13 protein-coding genes are annotated in these 15,350 nt (G+C 65.6%); 9 read left to right on the top strand and 4 right to left on the bottom strand.

Annotated elements, in window-relative coordinates:
- Window positions 1-61: 61 nt before the first annotated feature.
- Window positions 62-2,446, bottom strand: a complete 2,385-nt coding sequence (locus MVA47_RS23015; protein WP_247210008.1) for a phosphoketolase — start codon at window positions 2,444-2,446, stop codon at window positions 62-64.
- A gap of 200 nt (window positions 2,447-2,646) precedes the next feature.
- On the opposite strand from MVA47_RS23015, the gene MVA47_RS23010 reads away from it, so the two are divergent.
- The 3 genes from MVA47_RS23010 to MVA47_RS23000 are packed head-to-tail and all read left to right on the top strand — an operon-like array spanning window position 2,647 to window position 5,790.
- Complete coding sequence (locus tag MVA47_RS23010; protein ID WP_247210007.1) at window positions 2,647-3,534, top strand: DMT family transporter; 888 nt, start codon at window positions 2,647-2,649, stop codon at window positions 3,532-3,534.
- Window positions 3,535-3,552: 18 nt separating this feature from the next.
- Window positions 3,553-4,356, top strand: coding sequence for a DMT family transporter (locus tag MVA47_RS23005; RefSeq protein ID WP_023954200.1), 804 nt, complete (start codon window positions 3,553-3,555; stop codon window positions 4,354-4,356).
- 39 nt (window positions 4,357-4,395) lie between these two features.
- The gene (locus MVA47_RS23000) at window positions 4,396-5,790 is read left to right on the top strand and encodes an NAD(P)/FAD-dependent oxidoreductase (protein ID WP_247210006.1); all 1,395 of its coding nucleotides are present in this window, start codon (window positions 4,396-4,398) and stop codon (window positions 5,788-5,790) included.
- Window positions 5,791-5,901: 111 nt separating this feature from the next.
- Here the strand turns inward: MVA47_RS23000 and MVA47_RS22995 are convergent, their stop codons facing one another.
- Window positions 5,902-7,272 (bottom strand): FAD-binding oxidoreductase, encoded by a 1,371-nt coding sequence (locus MVA47_RS22995; protein ID WP_247210005.1) that lies wholly within the window; start codon window positions 7,270-7,272, stop codon window positions 5,902-5,904.
- A gap of 70 nt (window positions 7,273-7,342) precedes the next feature.
- Window positions 7,343-7,801, bottom strand: coding sequence for a flavodoxin family protein (locus tag MVA47_RS22990; protein ID WP_247210004.1), 459 nt, complete (start codon window positions 7,799-7,801; stop codon window positions 7,343-7,345).
- Window positions 7,802-8,053: 252 nt separating this feature from the next.
- On the opposite strand from MVA47_RS22990, the gene MVA47_RS22985 reads away from it, so the two are divergent.
- The 6 genes from MVA47_RS22985 to MVA47_RS22960 all read left to right on the top strand — a co-directional run bounded on the left by MVA47_RS22985 (window position 8,054) and on the right by MVA47_RS22960 (window position 14,715).
- A complete protein-coding gene (locus tag MVA47_RS22985; RefSeq protein WP_023954190.1) occupies window positions 8,054-8,215 on the top strand; it encodes a DUF5302 domain-containing protein in 162 nt (53 codons plus the stop codon).
- A 98-nt stretch (window positions 8,216-8,313) separates the two neighbouring features.
- Complete coding sequence (locus MVA47_RS22980) at window positions 8,314-9,834, top strand: CoA-acylating methylmalonate-semialdehyde dehydrogenase (protein WP_247210003.1); 1,521 nt, start codon at window positions 8,314-8,316, stop codon at window positions 9,832-9,834.
- A 23-nt stretch (window positions 9,835-9,857) separates the two neighbouring features.
- Window positions 9,858-11,009 carry an acyl-CoA dehydrogenase family protein gene (locus tag MVA47_RS22975; protein WP_247210002.1) on the top strand — a complete coding sequence of 384 codons (1,152 nt, stop codon included), beginning with the start codon at window positions 9,858-9,860 and terminating at the stop codon, window positions 11,007-11,009.
- Window positions 11,006-11,875: a 3-hydroxyisobutyrate dehydrogenase gene (gene mmsB / locus MVA47_RS22970; RefSeq protein ID WP_247210001.1), complete on the top strand. Its 870-nt coding sequence runs from the start codon at window positions 11,006-11,008 to the stop codon at window positions 11,873-11,875. The genes MVA47_RS22975 and mmsB overlap by 4 nt, the downstream gene beginning before the upstream one ends.
- A 144-nt stretch (window positions 11,876-12,019) precedes the next feature.
- On the top strand, window positions 12,020-13,453 hold the full coding sequence (locus MVA47_RS22965; RefSeq protein WP_247210000.1) for an aldehyde dehydrogenase family protein: 1,434 nt from the start codon (window positions 12,020-12,022) through the stop codon (window positions 13,451-13,453).
- An 83-nt stretch (window positions 13,454-13,536) separates the two neighbouring features.
- The gene (locus MVA47_RS22960; protein WP_247209999.1) at window positions 13,537-14,715 is read left to right on the top strand and encodes an acyl-CoA dehydrogenase family protein; all 1,179 of its coding nucleotides are present in this window, start codon (window positions 13,537-13,539) and stop codon (window positions 14,713-14,715) included.
- Window positions 14,716-14,718: 3 nt separating this feature from the next.
- Here the strand turns inward: MVA47_RS22960 and MVA47_RS22955 are convergent, their stop codons facing one another.
- Window positions 14,719-15,219 (bottom strand): MarR family winged helix-turn-helix transcriptional regulator, encoded by a 501-nt coding sequence (locus MVA47_RS22955; protein WP_023954180.1) that lies wholly within the window; start codon window positions 15,217-15,219, stop codon window positions 14,719-14,721.
- Window positions 15,220-15,350: the final 131 nt, after the last annotated feature.

Here is a 15,350-nt window from a genome sequence, read left to right as displayed (position 1 = left end):
CCCAGGGTGCCCCACCTGCCGTGTGAGTACTAGTTGACGCGCCGACAGAGGCGTCGATCATCTAGGACCACTTCCACTCGCGGATCTCCGGCATGTCCTCGAAGTGGGTGGTGACGTACTCGGTGTGGCGCTGCAGCTGCGACCGGCAGAACTCGGCAAGTTCTCGGCTGCGTTCGGGAACGCGGCTGGTTCGGCGTAGGGCTTCGAGCACCAAGTGGTACCGGCTCATCTTGTTCTGCACCACCATGTCGAAAGCAGTTGTGGTGGTGCCCTGTTCGATGAACCCGCGAACGTGGAAACGGTCGGCGCGGGTGCGTCCGTGCAGCTGCTGGTGGATGGCCCTCGGATAGCCGTGGAAAGCGAACACCACATCGGTGTCTGCGGTGAACAGATCGAGGAACTTCGATTCGGGCAGCCCATGTGGATGTTCGTCCTGGGGCAGCAGCACCATCAGGTCGACCACATTGACCACGCGAACGCGCAACCAGGGAACCCACTCACGCAGCAGATGTGCAGCGGCCAGGATCTCCTCGGTAGGAACGTCGCCCGCGGCGGCCAGCACGATGTCGGGTTGTTCGGGGTCCGCGTCGTTGGTCTCGCCCTCGGTACCGGCCCACTCCCAGATCGATGCCCCGGCTTCGGCATGTTTGTGTGCCTGTTCGAGGGTCAGGTACTGGGGGTGCTTCTGCTTGTCGACCACCAGGACGTTGACGTGGTCGCGGCTGCGGAAGCAGTGGTCGGCCACCGAGAGCAGAGTGTTGGAATCCGGTGGCAGCCAGACTCGCACCACGCCGGGGGCCAGTGGGATGACGGCATCGATCAAGCCGGGTCCCTGATGGCTGAAACCGTTGTGGTCGTTACGCCAGCAGGTACTGGTGAGCAGCACGTTGAGCGATGCCACCGGTTCGCGCCACGGCAGCTCGGCCGCGTGCTGCAACCACTTGGTGTGCTGCACCAGCATGGAGACGCTCACCATCGCGAACGCCTCGTAGGTGGCGAACAGACCATGGCGTCCGGTCAGCAGATATCCCTCGAGCCAGCCCTGGCACAGGTGCTCGCTGAGCACCTCCATGACGCGGCCCTCGGGCGACAGGTTGTCGTCGTTCTCGTTGGTCGGCAACTGCCAGCAACGGTCGGTTTGCTCGAACACCGCCTGGAGCCGGTTCGACGCTGTCTCATCCGGACTGAACAACCGGAACGATCCGCCGTGGTTCTCGTCGGAGTTGTCGCGGTAGATGTCGCGCATCAGCTCGCCGAGCACCTTGGTGGTCTCGTAGGCGAGTGCGCCGGGGGCCTCGATGTCCAGGGCGTACGACTCCAGCGGCGGGATCTTGAGGGGGACCAGTGCGCGGCCGCCGTTGGCATACGGCGTCGCGCCCATCCGCAGCTCACCCCTGGGTGCCAGGTCGGCGAGGTCGTCGATGAGTGCACCCGACTTGTCGAACAGGTCGTCCGGCTTGTACGACCGCAACCATTCCTCGAGCAGGGCGAGGTGCTCGGGATTTTCCTTCACCCCCGACAGCGGGACCTGATGACTCCAGTGGGTGCCCTCGATCAGTTTGCCGTCCACCTCGTGCGGTCCCGTCCAGCCCTTGGGGGTGCGCATCACGATGGCCGGCCATTTGTCGCCGGACGGGTTGCCTTCGCGAGCGCGGGTCTGGATCTCGACGATCTTGTCGTGAGCGCTCGCGATTGCCTGCGCCATCGCCGGGAACACCTCATGAGGGTCGTCGCCGCCGACGAACATGGGCTCCCAGCCCTGGCCCGACAGGAACGCCGTGATGTCGTCGTCGCTGCTGCGGCCGAAGACGGTGGGGCCGGCGATCTTGGCCCCGTTGAGGTGCAGGATCGGCAGCACCGCACCATCGCGAGCCGGATTGAGGAATGCCGGGATCTTCCAGGAACCGGCGAGGGGGCCGGTCTCGGCCTCACCGTCGCCGACCACACACGCGACCACCAGATCGGGGCTGTCGAAGGCGGCACCCGCGGCGTGGATGAGCGCATAGCCGAGTTCACCGCCCTCGTGGATCGAACCCGGTGTCTGCACGCTCACATGGCTGGGGATTCCACCCGGTGTGGAGAACTGCCTGCACAGTGCTCGGACCCCATCCGCATCCGCGGACACGTGCGGATAGATCTCGCTGTAGGTGCCCTCGAGGTAGGTCGCTGCCACCAGCGCCGGGCCGCCGTGCCCCGGCCCGGTGATGTAGAGCCATTTCGAGTCGGTCTCGCGGATGCGCCGGTTGAGCAGTGTGTAGATCATCGAGAGCCCCGGACTGGTGCCCCAGTGTCCGAGCAGTCGGGGCTTGATGTGCTCGACGCTGAGCGGCTCGCGGAGCAAGACGTTGTCCTGCAGATAAATCTGCGCCACCGTCAGGTAGTTGGTCGCGGACCACCACCGCAGATCGAGTTCGAGTTCGGAATCGGTGTATCCGGCCAACGTCATGTGCGCACCTTCTGGGTGTTTTGCGGATAGGGCATGTCGATTATCGGCTGGGTTCGGGTGACCCGCCATGGATCGGGTACCCAATCGTCCAGAGTTCGCTCCGCCGTCACCAACGTTTTGTTGTCCGTCGGGATCGACTCGCTCACACTCCCACCGCGAGAGCACGCTCGCCCCCAGGTCCGCCAAGTATTGTCGGCAAAGTGCACTTGTTCCTCCCGGCGCTGCTGGCGACTCTGTCGGCGCTCCTCGTCGCGACCGGGACACTTGTGCGTCAACGTTCCTCTACGGCGTCGGGCGGGATCACCAAACGCTGGTGGCTCGGAGTACTGATCGCCGCCGCCGGATTCGCGTTGCAGGCGGTGGCGCTCGGCCTCGGATCGTTGCTTCTGGTGCAGCCGCTGATCGTGCTGTCGGTGCTGTTCGCGCTGCCGATGGAGGCCTATCTGGACCACCGCCGTCTGAACTTCCACGAGTGGAAGTGGGGCATCATCCTCACCGTCTGCATCGCCGCATTCGTGGTGATCGCCCGGCCTGAGGCCGGGGGACACAACGTGTCGGCCGGAACCCTGGCGGGAACCATCGTCGTGGTGGTCGCGGTCCTCATCGGTCTGGTGGTCGCGGCTCGGCTCGTATCACCCCATCACCGGGCGCTGCTGTTCGGATCGGCGTCAGGTCTGCTCACCGGGGTGCAGGCGTTTCTCCTCAAAGCGGTGGTGACCCAGCTCGGCGAAAGCGTCGTGGAGGTGCTGACCCACCCGGAGATCTACCTGATCCTGCTCGTCGCCACCGCCTCGGTGATCACCCAGCAGCTCGCGTTCGCCGCCCACGATCTGCAGACGTCGTTCCCGGCGATGACGGTGATGGAGCCCGCCGTGGCCATGGCGCTCGGCGTGGTGCTGCTCGGTGAAAGCGTCGACGTGAACATCGTCGACGGCATCATCGCCGGGCTCTCGCTGGTCATCATGCTGCGTGCGGTGTTCGTGCTCGCGAGGCATGCCGCCGAGCGGGAGACCGAGTTCGAAGTGGCGTTCCCCAAAGCGCCCGCCCCTGCTCCCGGAGGGTCGGCAATGGGCCCGACCGACCACTAGCCGCCTGTGCAGAACATCATGTCGGCGGTACTGGCGGTCGCCGCCGCCTGCCTCATCGCCACCGGGACGGTCTTCCGGCAACGTGCATCGGCGGCCAGCGGCGCCATCACACCGGGATGGTGGCTCGGTGCCGGTCTGGCGGTCTGCGGATTCTCCTTGCAGGCAGCAGCCCTGGGTCTCGGCTCCATCCTGCTGGTCCAGCCGCTGCTCGTCTTGGCCGTGTTGTTCGCGCTGCCGCTCGAAGCGTGGTTCGACCATCGCAGACCCACACGCACCGAATGGGCGTGGGGCGGCGCGCTGACCTGCTGTGTGGCCGTGTTCCTCTGCCTGGCCTCACCGAGATCCTCCGACAGCCGCCCCGACCCCATGTTTTTCGTGCTCACGGTGGTGGCCGTCCTCGCATGCCTCGCCGGTTTGGTGATCGCGGCCGAGAGTTGCAACAACCACATGCGGTCGCTCTTCTATGGCCTCACCGCCGGAGCTCTTTTCGGGATCTCGGCACTGCTCATCAAAGCCGTCATCGGACAGGCCACCGACGATCTTCCCCGGGTCGGATTTCATCTCGAGATCTACCTGCTGCTCATCGTCATAGCCGCCGGCATCTACGCCCAGCAGCGAGGCTTTGGTTCGGGCGATCTCCAGACGTCGTTCCCGGCGATGACTGTGATGGAGCCGGCGGTGGCCATGGCGCTGGGCATGGCGCTTCTCTCCGAGCGGATCTCGGTCAGCGTATGGGAGGCCGGGGTGGTGGGGCTGGCGCTTGTGGTCATGGTGGTCGCGGTGGTCGAACTGGCCCGGCACTCCGCCATCCGGGGCACGTGAGGACTGGTACCGGCCCGCCGGCGATGGCAGGGTGGGGTGATGACTGAATCGACCGCGGAGACAGACAGTTCGATCACCGAGTACGACGTCATCGTCATCGGAGGTGGACCCGCAGGAGAGGTCGCCGCGCAGTACGCGACCGCCGGTTCTGACCGAACCGCCGCGATCGTCGAACACGAACTGCTCGGCGGGGAGTGCTCCTACTGGGCCTGTATGCCGAGCAAGGCACTGCTCCGTCCGATCGAAATACATGCCGCGGCATCCAACCTCGATGGAATCAAGGTCGGCGAGAAACTCAACCCCGAGGAACTGCTGCGTCGGCGTGACACCTGGGTGAGCCAGTACGAGGACGGGGGACAGGAGAAGTGGGCGACCGGCCTCGACATCGCCGTCCTCCGGGGCCACGGGGTCATCTCCGGCGAGCGCACCGTGACCGTTGACAACGGGGGCCAATGTCAGACGGTGCGTGCGCGCCTGGCGGTGATCGTGGCCACCGGCAGCACCGCCGTGATCCCCGAACTCTTCGCCGACGCGCAGCCGTGGACGTCCCGGGATGCCACCGGGGTCAGGGAGATCCCGGGCTCGTTGATCGTGGTCGGCGGCGGTGTGGTGGCCTGCGAGGCCGCTACATGGATGGCGGCGCTGGGCAGCAAGGTCACCTTGCTCTCGCGCGGATCGCTGCTGGGTAAGACCGAACCCTTTGCCGGTGAGATGGTGGCCGAGGCGCTGACCGCAGCGGGCATCGATGTGCGTCAACACGTCGACATCACCGAGGTGCGCCGACCGGTCTCCGCGGACACCGGCATCGGCCGCATCCACGGTGACCCGGCGACCGTGGTCGCCGGTGGTGAGGAGATCACCGCGGATGAAGTCCTGGTTGCGACCGGGCGCCGCCCTGCCCGCAGCGGCATCGGGCTGGATGACGTCGATGCCGAGGCGTCGTGGCTCTTCTTCGTGGGCGACGCGTCCGAGGGCCCGGCACTCACCCATTGGGGCAAGTATCAGGCCCGCAACGTGGGTCGGCTGATCGCCGCCCGGGCGGATGGACGCCCCGACCCGGTTGTGCCCGACGGGGTTCCGGTGCCGCAGGTGATCTTCACCGATCCGCAGGTCGCGAGCGTGGGTTTCACCGAGCGCGAAGCGATCGACAACGGGATCGACGTGACGGTTGCCGAGATCGCCTTCGAGTCGGTGGCCGGATTCGGGCTGCTCCGCGACGATGCCCACGGCAAGGCAAGGCTGGTGATCGACAAAGCTGCCGGTGTCATCGTCGGCGCCACCTTTGTCGGTCCCGAAGTCGACGAACTCGTCCATGCGGCGACGATCGCCATCGTGGGCCGCGTTCCGGTCGACACGTTGTGGCACGCGGTGCCGTCGTACCCGACGGTCAGCGAAGTGTGGCTACGCCTGCTGGAGTCTTTGCCTGAGTCGTAGGCCGGACCACCTGCGCACGGGATGTGAGGCAGGCGCAGGCTTTTCGTCCGGAGATCAGTACTGCAACGCCTGCGGACAGACACAGAGCCTGCAGATTTTCGCGAGCCAGGTCTACAGCATCGTCCCGGGGTTGAGGATGCCCAGGGGATCGACCGCGTTCTTGATCCGCTGCGTCAGCTCGATGACGTCGGGGCCCAGCTGATCGGGCAGCCAGCCCTTCTTCAATCGTCCGACTCCGTGCTCGCCGGTGATCGTGCCGCCGAGTCTGATCGCCAGGTCCATGATTTCCCCGAACGCGAGATTGGCTCGTTCGGTCTCGTCGGGATCGTTGGGGTCGTGCACGATCAGCGGGTGCGTGTTGCCGTCGCCGGCGTGCGCGATGACGGAGATCAGCACCCGTCGGTCGGCGGCGATCGCCTCGATGCCATCGATGAGATCTGGCAATTTGTGCAGCGGAACCCCGACATCCTCGAGTAGCAGGGGACCGATCTTCTCGACGGCGGGGATGGCGTACCGCCGCGCAGCGGTGAATGCCTCGCCCTCGTCGGGATCGGTGGTGGCGAACACCTCGCCGGCGCCGCAGGTGGTGAATGCCTGCTCGATGACCTCGACCTCGGCGGCTCCGGCAGCACCTGGCGCATCGGACTGGGCGACGAGCAGGGCCCCGGCGGTGCGGTCGAGGCCCATCTTCAGCTGGTCCTCGACGGCGTTGATCGCGACCTTGTCCATGAACTCGAGCATCGCGGGCCGGATTGTCGACGTGATCGCGAGGACCGCCTCGGAGGCGGCATGCACCGACGAGAAGGTGCCCACCACGGTCGACGCCGGCGGCTGTGGCGGCAGCAGCCGCAAGGTCACCTCGGTGATGATGCCCAGAGTGCCCTCACTGCCGACGAACAGTTTGGTCAGTGACAGCCCGGCGCTGTCCTTGAGCCGCGGTCCGCCCAGGCGCACTGCCCGCCCATCGGCGAGCACCACTTCGAGGCCGAGGACGTAGTCGCTCGTGACGCCGTACTTCACACAACACAGGCCGCCCGCGTTGGTTGCCGCGTTGCCGCCGATGGAGCAGATCTCGAACGACGACGGATCCGGCGGATACCAGAGTCCGTGTTCCTTGACCGCAGCCTTGACCTCGGCGTTGAGCAGTCCGGGCTGGCAGATCGCCGTACGGGTGACCGGATCGACGGTGATGTCGCGCATCTTCTCGGTGGTCAGGACGATGCCGCCATCGATGGCCGTGGCTCCGCCGGACAGACCGGTGCCGGCTCCGCGGGGGATCACCGGGATGGAGTTGGCAGCGCACCACCTCACGGTCGCGACGACGTCCTCGGTGCTCGTCGCGCGGACCACCGCCATCGCGGTACCCGCGTCGGGGTCGAATGCCCGGTCCTGGCGGTAGCCCACGACGATGTCGGGATCGGTGATCACCGTCCCCGCGGGCAGGGCCGTCACCAGGTCGTCCAACACCGTCTTCGTCGACATGTTCGCAGCGTAATCGTCGCTGTCGGGAGGTGCCTCGAAGTCGCCGATCAGTGCCGGCGCCCGGGGCGCGTCAGCGCAGCGCGGGAGAGATGAGCGGAGAAATCTGCTGTGCCCATTCGGCCGCCTGCACCTTGGCGCTCACCTTCGACGACGCATCGTGGCGCCCGTGCTCGCCCACCTGGGTGGCGCCGAGTTCGGTGAGCTTTTCGGCCATGATCTCGCCGCCGCGGTTGTAGGTGTCGTCGTAGACGCTGTCGCCGAGGCCGAACATGGCAAAGCGGAGACCGTCGAGGGCGGGTTTCTCGTCGTCGAGGGCCTCGGCGAACGGCTCGGCTCCGGTGGGCAGCTCGCCCTCGCCATAGGTCGAGCAGACCACCACATAGAAGTCCTCGGCGGAGAGGTCTTCGACGGCGAACTCGGACATGTCGTACATCGACACGTCATGGTTCTCGGTCAGCACGTCGGAGATGGAATCGGACACCACTTCGGCGGTTCCGGTCTCGCTGCCGTACAGGATCACAACAGACATCTTCTTCTCTCTCCATCCGGTCTCGTCGGCAACTGAGGGTACCCTATGTTGCGGTAGGTGTCGGGTGCCCGATCAGCGATTTTAGCGATCGGCGGGTCAACTTCACAGTCCGCGCCGCCTGGGGATCGAGTCGTCTGGTGGCCTACGTGTCGGTACGGCGCGGGGACCGCGTCTGTGCGGGGATAATCACCTGACATCGCCGGCTCGGCTCGATACGCTCCGGGAGACGATGTTCAAGCAAAGGAGCAGTCGATGGCCGAAGATTCAGAGACCAAGCGTAAGTTCCGAGAAGCATTGGAACGCAAGAAGAATCGCGATCTGCCCACCGGCGATCACAAGGATTCGGCATCCAAGGCGTCCGGTCAGCACGGGCCTGAAGGTGGCCCGCATCAGTTCCGGCGCAAAACCGGGTAGTTCCGAACAGGTCATCTGCTGCCGGGGCTCGCATTACTAGGAAGTCCTAGTATATAGTGACGGGGACAACACGGCAGTAGATGACTTGTGAGGACCCCATGACCAGGCAAATCGACCATTTTGTGGACGGCGCACCGCTCGCCGGCACCAGCGGGCGCACCGCAGATGTGATGGACCCCAGCACCGGCAAGGTGCAGGCGACCGTTCCTCTCGCCAGTACGGCCGAGGTCGACGCCGCCGTTGCCAGCGCAGTCGAGGCGCAGAAGATCTGGGCTGCATGGAACCCGCAGCGCCGCGCTCGCGTGATGATGAAGTTCGTTGCACTTGTCGGCGAGAACATGGACGAACTCGCCGAGCTGCTCTCCAAGGAGCACGGCAAGACCGTTCCCGATGCGAAGGGCGACATCCAGCGCGGCGTCGAGGTCATCGAGTTCGCGATCGGTATCCCGCATCTACTCAAGGGTGAGTTCACCGAAGGCGCCGGCACCGGCATCGACGTGCACTCGGTACGCCAGCCGCTCGGTGTGGTCGCAGGCATCACCCCCTTCAACTTCCCGGCGATGATCCCGCTGTGGAAGGCCGGCCCCGCGCTGGCGACCGGAAACGCGTTCATCCTCAAGCCGTCCGAGCGTGACCCGTCGGTGCCCGTGCGTCTGGCCGAGTTGTTCCTCGAGGCGGGACTGCCGCCCGGCGTGTTCCAGGTCATCCATGGCGACAAGGAAGCCGTCGACGCACTGCTCAACAACGACGACGTCCAGGCCTACGGTTTCGTCGGCAGCTCCGACATCGCGCAGTACATCTACTCCAACGCGGCCGCGAACGGCAAGCGCGCGCAGTGCTTCGGTGGCGCCAAGAACCACATGATCATCCTCCCTGACGCCGACCTCGATCAGGTCGCCGACGCACTGATCGGTGCCGGATACGGCAGCGCCGGCGAGCGCTGCATGGCGATCTCGGTGGCCGTGCCCGTGGGTGAGGCCACAGCAAATCGTCTGCGCGAGAAGCTGGTCGACAAGGTCAACGCCCTGCGCGTCGGCCACAGCCTCGACATCAAGGCCGACTACGGCCCCCTCGTCAGCAAGGCTGCTCTCGAACGCGTCAAGGACTACATCCAGCAGGGTGTGGACGCCGGTGCCGAGCTGGTCATCGACGGCCGCGAGCGCACGACCGACGACCTGACCTACGACGGTCAGAGCCTGGAAGAGGGCTACTTCATCGGGCCCACCCTCTTCGATCACGTCAAGAAGGATCAGACGATCTACACCGACGAGATCTTCGGACCGGTCGTCTGCATCGTCCGTGCCGCAGATTACGAAGAGGCCCTTGCGCTTCCGTCTGAGCACGAGTACGGCAACGGCGTCGCGATCTTCACCCAGGACGGCGACGCGGCCCGCGACTTCACCGCTCGCGTCCAGTGCGGCATGGTGGGCGTGAACGTGCCCATCCCGGTGCCGGTGGCCTACCACACCTTCGGTGGCTGGAAGCGTTCCGGATTCGGCGATCTGAACCAGCACGGGCCGGCGGCGATCCAGTTCTACACCAAGGTCAAGACCATCACGACTCGGTGGCCGTCCGGCATCAAGGATGGCGCCGAGTTCGTCATCCCGACCATGGACTGAGAGACCGGCCGGTGTCTTTCGACATGGATGACGATGACAAGGTCATCGTCGACACTGCCTCGGCGTTCGCGCGCAAGAGGCTCGAGCCACACGCCCTCGACTGGGATGAGCGCAAGCACTTCCCGGTCGAGGAGCTTCGCGAGGCCGCCGAACTCGGCATGGCGGGCATCTACACGAGCGAAGACGTGGGCGGAAGCGGTCTGCGGCGGATCGACGGCGTACGGATCTTCGAGGAACTGGCGAAGGCTGATCCCACCACGGCGGCCTTTCTGTCGATCCACAACATGTGCACGTGGATGGTCGACTCGTACGGCACGGACGATCAGCGCACCACATGGGCGGCCAAAATGGCCTCGATGGAGGCCGTCGCCAGCTACTGCCTGACCGAACCTGCTGCCGGAAGTGACGCTGCGGCACTGCGTACCAAGGCAGTTCGCGACGGCGACGACTACCTGCTGAACGGGGTCAAGCAGTTCATCTCCGGCGGCGGCGTCTCTGACGTGTACATCGTGATGGCCCGTACGGGTGCGGAGGGTCCAAAGGGGATCTCGACGTTCATCGTCCCTGCGAACACGCCGGGACTCTCGTTCGGCGCCAACGAGCAGAAGATGGGCTGGAACGCGCAGCCCACCGCTCAGGTCATCATGGAGGACGCGCGGGTACCGGCGGCCAATCTCCTCGGTGGGGTGGAGGGTACGGGCTTCGGCATCGCGATGAACGGACTCAACGGTGGCCGTATCAACATCGCCGCATGTTCGCTGGGTGGTGCCCAGGCGGCCTACAACAAGGCCATCACCTACGTGTCCGACCGAGAAGCGTTCGGCGGCAAGCTGATCGACGAACCGACCATCCGGTTCACGCTTGCCGACATGGCCACGTCGCTGGAGACCGCCCGCCTCATCCTGTGGCGGGCCGCCGATGCGCTCGACGCCGGTCATCCCGACAAGGTCGAGCTCTGCGCGATGGCCAAGCGGTATGTGACCGACACCTGCTTCGACGTCGCCGATCAGGCGCTGCAGTTGCACGGCGGATACGGATACCTGCGTGAGTACGGTCTGGAGAAAATCGTCCGAGACCTCCGGGTGAACCGAATACTGGAGGGAACCAACGAGATCATGCGGGTTGTGATCGGCCGCGCAGAGGCGGACAAGTCGACAAAGGGGCAATACCTATGAGCACCATCGCGTTCCTCGGTCTGGGCCACATGGGCGGACCCATGGCAAAGAATCTGGTCAAGGCCGGGCACACCGTACACGGATACGATCCGTCGCCCGAGGCGGCAGTGGCTGCCAAGGAAAACGGTGTGGAGGTGTTCGCCGGAGGCATCGAGGCAGTTGCCGACGCCGACGTGGTGATCACCATGCTCCCGCACGGCAAGGCCGTCATCGAGTGCTACGAGCAGATCCTGCCCGGTGCGAAGACCGGTGCGCTGCTGATCGACAGCTCCACCATCTCGGTCGACGACGCCCGCAAGATCCACCAGCACGCCGACGATCACGGGTTCGCGCAGATCGATGCCCCGGTCTCCGGTGGTGTGAAGGGTGCCGACGCCGGGACGCTCGCCTTCATGGTCGGAGGCACCGAGGAAGCGTTTGTCGCGGCCCAGACGATCTTGGAACCGATGGCCGGAAAGGTCATCCATTGCGGCGACGCCGGGAGCGGCCAGGCCGCCAAGGTCTGCAACAACATGGTGCTAGCGGTTCAGCAGATCGCGATCGGAGAGGCGTTTGTCCTCGCGGAGAAGCTGGGTCTCGAGGCGCAGGCGTTGTACGACGTGATCACCGGCGCCACCGGAAACTGCTGGGCCGTGCACACCAACTGCCCGGTTCCGGGTCCGGTGCCGACCTCTCCGGCCAACAACGACTTCAAGCCGGGGTTCGCCACCGCGCTGATGAACAAAGACCTGGGGTTGGCGATGGCGGCGGTGGAGTCAACCGGCGCGATCGCACCGCTCGGAGAGCACGCGGCCACCCTGTACGCGGACTTCGCGCAGGACAACGCCGGTAAGGACTTCAGCGCGATCATCGAAACGCTGCGCTGAGACGCAAAGCGTTGCGTTGAAACGCCGCCTTCGGGTGCGGGATGGTCGACCGACCGAACGCTAGTACGGCCGTTTTGCCCGCTGAATCGGCCGATGCGTGAATGATGGGAGGGACGCCCGCCGACGATCCCGAGGAGCACCCCCATGGCACCCACCCACACGCAGAAGTTCTACATCGACGGACAGTGGGTGGACCCGGTGTCCACCTCGACCCTCGACGTCATCAACCCGGCAACCGAAGAGGTCGTCGCGACGATCGCCCTCGGCGACGAGAAGGATGTCGAACACGCTGTCGCGGCGGCGCGCAAGGCGTTCGAGACGTTCTCCGAGACCACCCGCGAAGAGCGTATCTCGTTGTTGGAGAAGATCATCGAGGTGTACTCGCGGCGTCTCGGCGACCTCGCCGAAGCGGTCAGCATCGAGATGGGTGCTCCGGTGAGTCTCGCGCAGGGAGCGCAGGCTCCGGCCGGCCTGGGGCATCTCATGTTCGGCCTGGAAGCACTGAAGAACTTCGAGTTCGAGGAGAAGGTCAACTCCACCACGGTGGTCCGCGAACCGGTCGGCGTCTGCGCACTGATCACCCCCTGGAACTGGCCGCTGAACCAGATCGGCGCCAAGGTGGCCCCGGCTCTGGCCGCCGGCTGCACCGTGGTGCTCAAGCCGTCCGAGATCGCCCCGCTCAGCGGACTGGTGTTCGCCGAGATCCTCGATGAGGCGGGCGTGCCGCCGGGCGTGTTCAACCTGGTCAACGGCGACGGCCCGACCGTGGGTGTGGCGTTGTCCTCGCATCCGGAGGTCGACATGGTCTCGTTCACCGGGTCCACTCGCGCGGGCATCGAGGTGGCCAGGAATGCGGCTCCCACGGTCAAGCGTGTGGCGCAGGAACTCGGCGGCAAGTCCGCCAACATCATCCTCGACGACGAGGCGCTGGCCGACTCCGTGGCGCGTGATGTCGCGGCGATGGTGGTCAACTCGGGCCAGTCGTGCAACGCGGGATCACGCATCCTCGTTCCGGCCGGGCGGATGGCCGAGGCAGCTGAGATCGCCAAGGAGACGGCGGCCAAGATCGTGGTCGGATCGCCCGCGGACGAGAACACGCAGATCGGACCGGTGGTCTCGCAGGCTCAGTTCGACAAGATCCAGCGGCTCATCGAAACCGGTGTCGACGAGGGAGCCGACGTGGTCGTCGGTGGTTCGGGCCGCCCGGACGGCGTCGACGTCGGGTACTTCGTCAAGCCGACGGTGTTCGCGAACGTCACCAACGACATGACCATCGCCCGCGAGGAGATCTTCGGTCCGGTGATGGTGCTCATCGGATATCAGGACGAAGACGACGCAGTCCGCATCGCCAACGACTCGAGCTACGGGCTCGGCGGCATGGTCTCGTCCGCGGACACCGATCGCGCGCGCAAGGTCGCCCGCAAGATGCGCACCGGAACCGTGCACATCAACGGTGCCCCGCTGGCCATGGATTCACCGTTCGGTGGTTACAAGCAGTCGGGTAACGGCCGCGAGTTCGGGAAGTTCGGCATGGAGGAGTTCTTGGAGGTCAAGTCGATCTTCGGGGACAACGCGTAGCCCGGGAGAGCGTTTTGCCTCGTCCGGCCATTCGAGTTCGCTAGAGTAGAACGTGTTCTAGTTTTCTTGCGAATGGAGTGGTCATGGGTCAGGTGCTCGACCGGATCGAAGAACATGCCGAGGAGATCCGCGCTGCGGGTGTCGAAGGCGACGAGTTGATGCGCCTGCCGGATTCCTCCGCGCAGCGGTTGCGGGAGTCGGGAGTGATCCGGCTCCTGCAGCCGGTCGAGCACGGCGGGCTGGCTGTCCACCCCCGTGAGTTCGCCGAGACGGTCATGGGCGTCGCGGCCATGGACGGGGCCGCGGGCTGGGTGTCCGGAATCGTCGGAGTGCACCCGTGGGAGTTGGCGTTCGCCGACCCCAAGGTGCAGGAAGAGATCTGGGGCGACGACCCCGACACCTGGGTGGCCTCGCCCTATGCGCCGATGGGTGTGGCCAAGCCGGTCGACGGCGGGTATGTGCTCGAAGGCCGTTGGTCGTTCTCGTCCGGCACCGACCACTGCGATTGGATCGTCCTAGGGGCGATCGTGGGCGACGCAGACGGCAAGCCGGTCATGCCGCCGACCATCCTGCACGTCTTCCTGCCCCGTGCCGACTACACCATCATCGATGACTCGTGGGATGTGGTGGGCCTGCGTGGTACCGGCTCGAAGGATGTGGTGGTCGACGGCGCCTTCATCCCGACCTACCGGACTCTCGACTCGGCAGACGTGATGGACGGTAGTGCGCCGCGGGCGGCCGGTCGCACCGAGTCGACCTACCTGATGCCGTTCAGTTGTATGTTCCCCCTTGGCATCACGTCGGCGGTGATCGGTATCGCCGAGGGTGCGCTGGCGTGTCACATTGCGGCGCAACGAGACCGAGTGGCCATCACCGGCCAGAAGATCAAGGAGGATCCGTACGTCCTCTATGCCATCGGCGAGTCGGCCGCCGAGATCGCGGCGTCGCGGGCCGCTCTGCTCGAGACGGTGGATCGTTTCTACGACAAAACCGAGGCGGGCAAAGAGATCTCGTTCGACGAGCGGGCCATCGGGCGGCGCACCCAGACCGCTGCTGCCTGGCGGGCGGTGCGGGCGGTCGACGAGATCTTCGCGCGGTCGGGCGGCGGCGCACTGCACCGGAAGTTCCCCATGCAGAGGTTCTTTCGTGATGCGCACGCCGGACTCGCCCACGCCATCCACGTGCCGGGTTCGATCTTCCACGCGTCGGCGCTCACTCAGCTCGGCGGTGAGCCCCAGGGCATGATGCGCTCGATGATCTAGCGCTCAGATGTCGCCCGAGTGCTTTCGGACGGCATTGATCGATTTGACCAATGCCGCCGATTGCGCCTCGGTCATCCCCACGTCGCCGAAGACCTCTCGGTTGAGGGCGAGGGTTGCCTCTTCGACTGTCGTGCGGCCTGATTCGGTGATCTCGACCAGAGTGGTGCGGCCGTCGGTGGGGTGCGGCACCCGCCTGACGAGACCGGATTCCTCGAGGCGACGGATCGCATGCGTCACCGAGGTGACGTGTACCTGAAGCCGGTCGCTCGCCTTGGTGATGGGCAGTGCACCGCGGCGGCTGAAGGCCAGCAGCCGGAGGAGCTCGAACCGCGAGAAGCTCAATTCCCAGGGCTTGAGTACCGATTCCACCCTCGCCAGCAAGATCTGGTGCACCCGCATCACCGAGGTCACCGCCTGCATACCGCCGGCCACATCACCCCAGCCGGCGTTCTCCCAGTTCTTCCGGGCCTCGGCGATCGGGTCGGGTCTGACGTCGCTGGACATGCCCCCATTCAACAGGAGACGAGCGGGCGTTTTCGCGTCTCCGTATCCGTGGCGCCGTTGCCGCCCGTGCATGGCACAGTGATCATTGACACATTCACGGCAGGGGCCTAGCGTCGGGAACACCTGAGAGC

This window comes from Williamsia sp. DF01-3, assembly GCF_023051145.1.
In the GTDB taxonomy this organism is placed as follows: domain Bacteria; phylum Actinomycetota; class Actinomycetes; order Mycobacteriales; family Mycobacteriaceae; genus Williamsia.
This window is presented reverse-complemented; position numbering and strand designations above follow the sequence as displayed.

Bases quoted from the DNA above. Each gene is read 5' to 3' on its own strand.
- MVA47_RS23015 (WP_247210008.1), bottom strand. From the start codon at position 2,446: ATGACGTTGGCCGGATACACCGATTCCGAACTCGAACTCGATCTGCGG.
- MVA47_RS23005 (WP_023954200.1), top strand. From the start codon at position 3,553: ATGTCGGCGGTACTGGCGGTCGCCGCCGCCTGCCTCATCGCCACCGGG.
- MVA47_RS23000 (WP_247210006.1), top strand. From the start codon at position 4,396: ATGACTGAATCGACCGCGGAGACAGACAGTTCGATCACCGAGTACGAC.
- MVA47_RS22995 (WP_247210005.1), bottom strand. From the start codon at position 7,272: ATGTCGACGAAGACGGTGTTGGACGACCTGGTGACGGCCCTGCCCGCG.
- MVA47_RS22990 (WP_247210004.1), bottom strand. From the start codon at position 7,801: ATGTCTGTTGTGATCCTGTACGGCAGCGAGACCGGAACCGCCGAAGTG.
- MVA47_RS22985 (WP_023954190.1), top strand. From the start codon at position 8,054: ATGGCCGAAGATTCAGAGACCAAGCGTAAGTTCCGAGAAGCATTGGAA.
- MVA47_RS22980 (WP_247210003.1), top strand. From the start codon at position 8,314: ATGACCAGGCAAATCGACCATTTTGTGGACGGCGCACCGCTCGCCGGC.
- MVA47_RS22975 (WP_247210002.1), top strand. From the start codon at position 9,858: ATGGATGACGATGACAAGGTCATCGTCGACACTGCCTCGGCGTTCGCG.
- mmsB (WP_247210001.1), top strand. From the start codon at position 11,006: ATGAGCACCATCGCGTTCCTCGGTCTGGGCCACATGGGCGGACCCATG.
- MVA47_RS22965 (WP_247210000.1), top strand. From the start codon at position 12,020: ATGGCACCCACCCACACGCAGAAGTTCTACATCGACGGACAGTGGGTG.
- MVA47_RS22960 (WP_247209999.1), top strand. From the start codon at position 13,537: ATGGGTCAGGTGCTCGACCGGATCGAAGAACATGCCGAGGAGATCCGC.
- MVA47_RS22955 (WP_023954180.1), bottom strand. From the start codon at position 15,219: ATGTCCAGCGACGTCAGACCCGACCCGATCGCCGAGGCCCGGAAGAAC.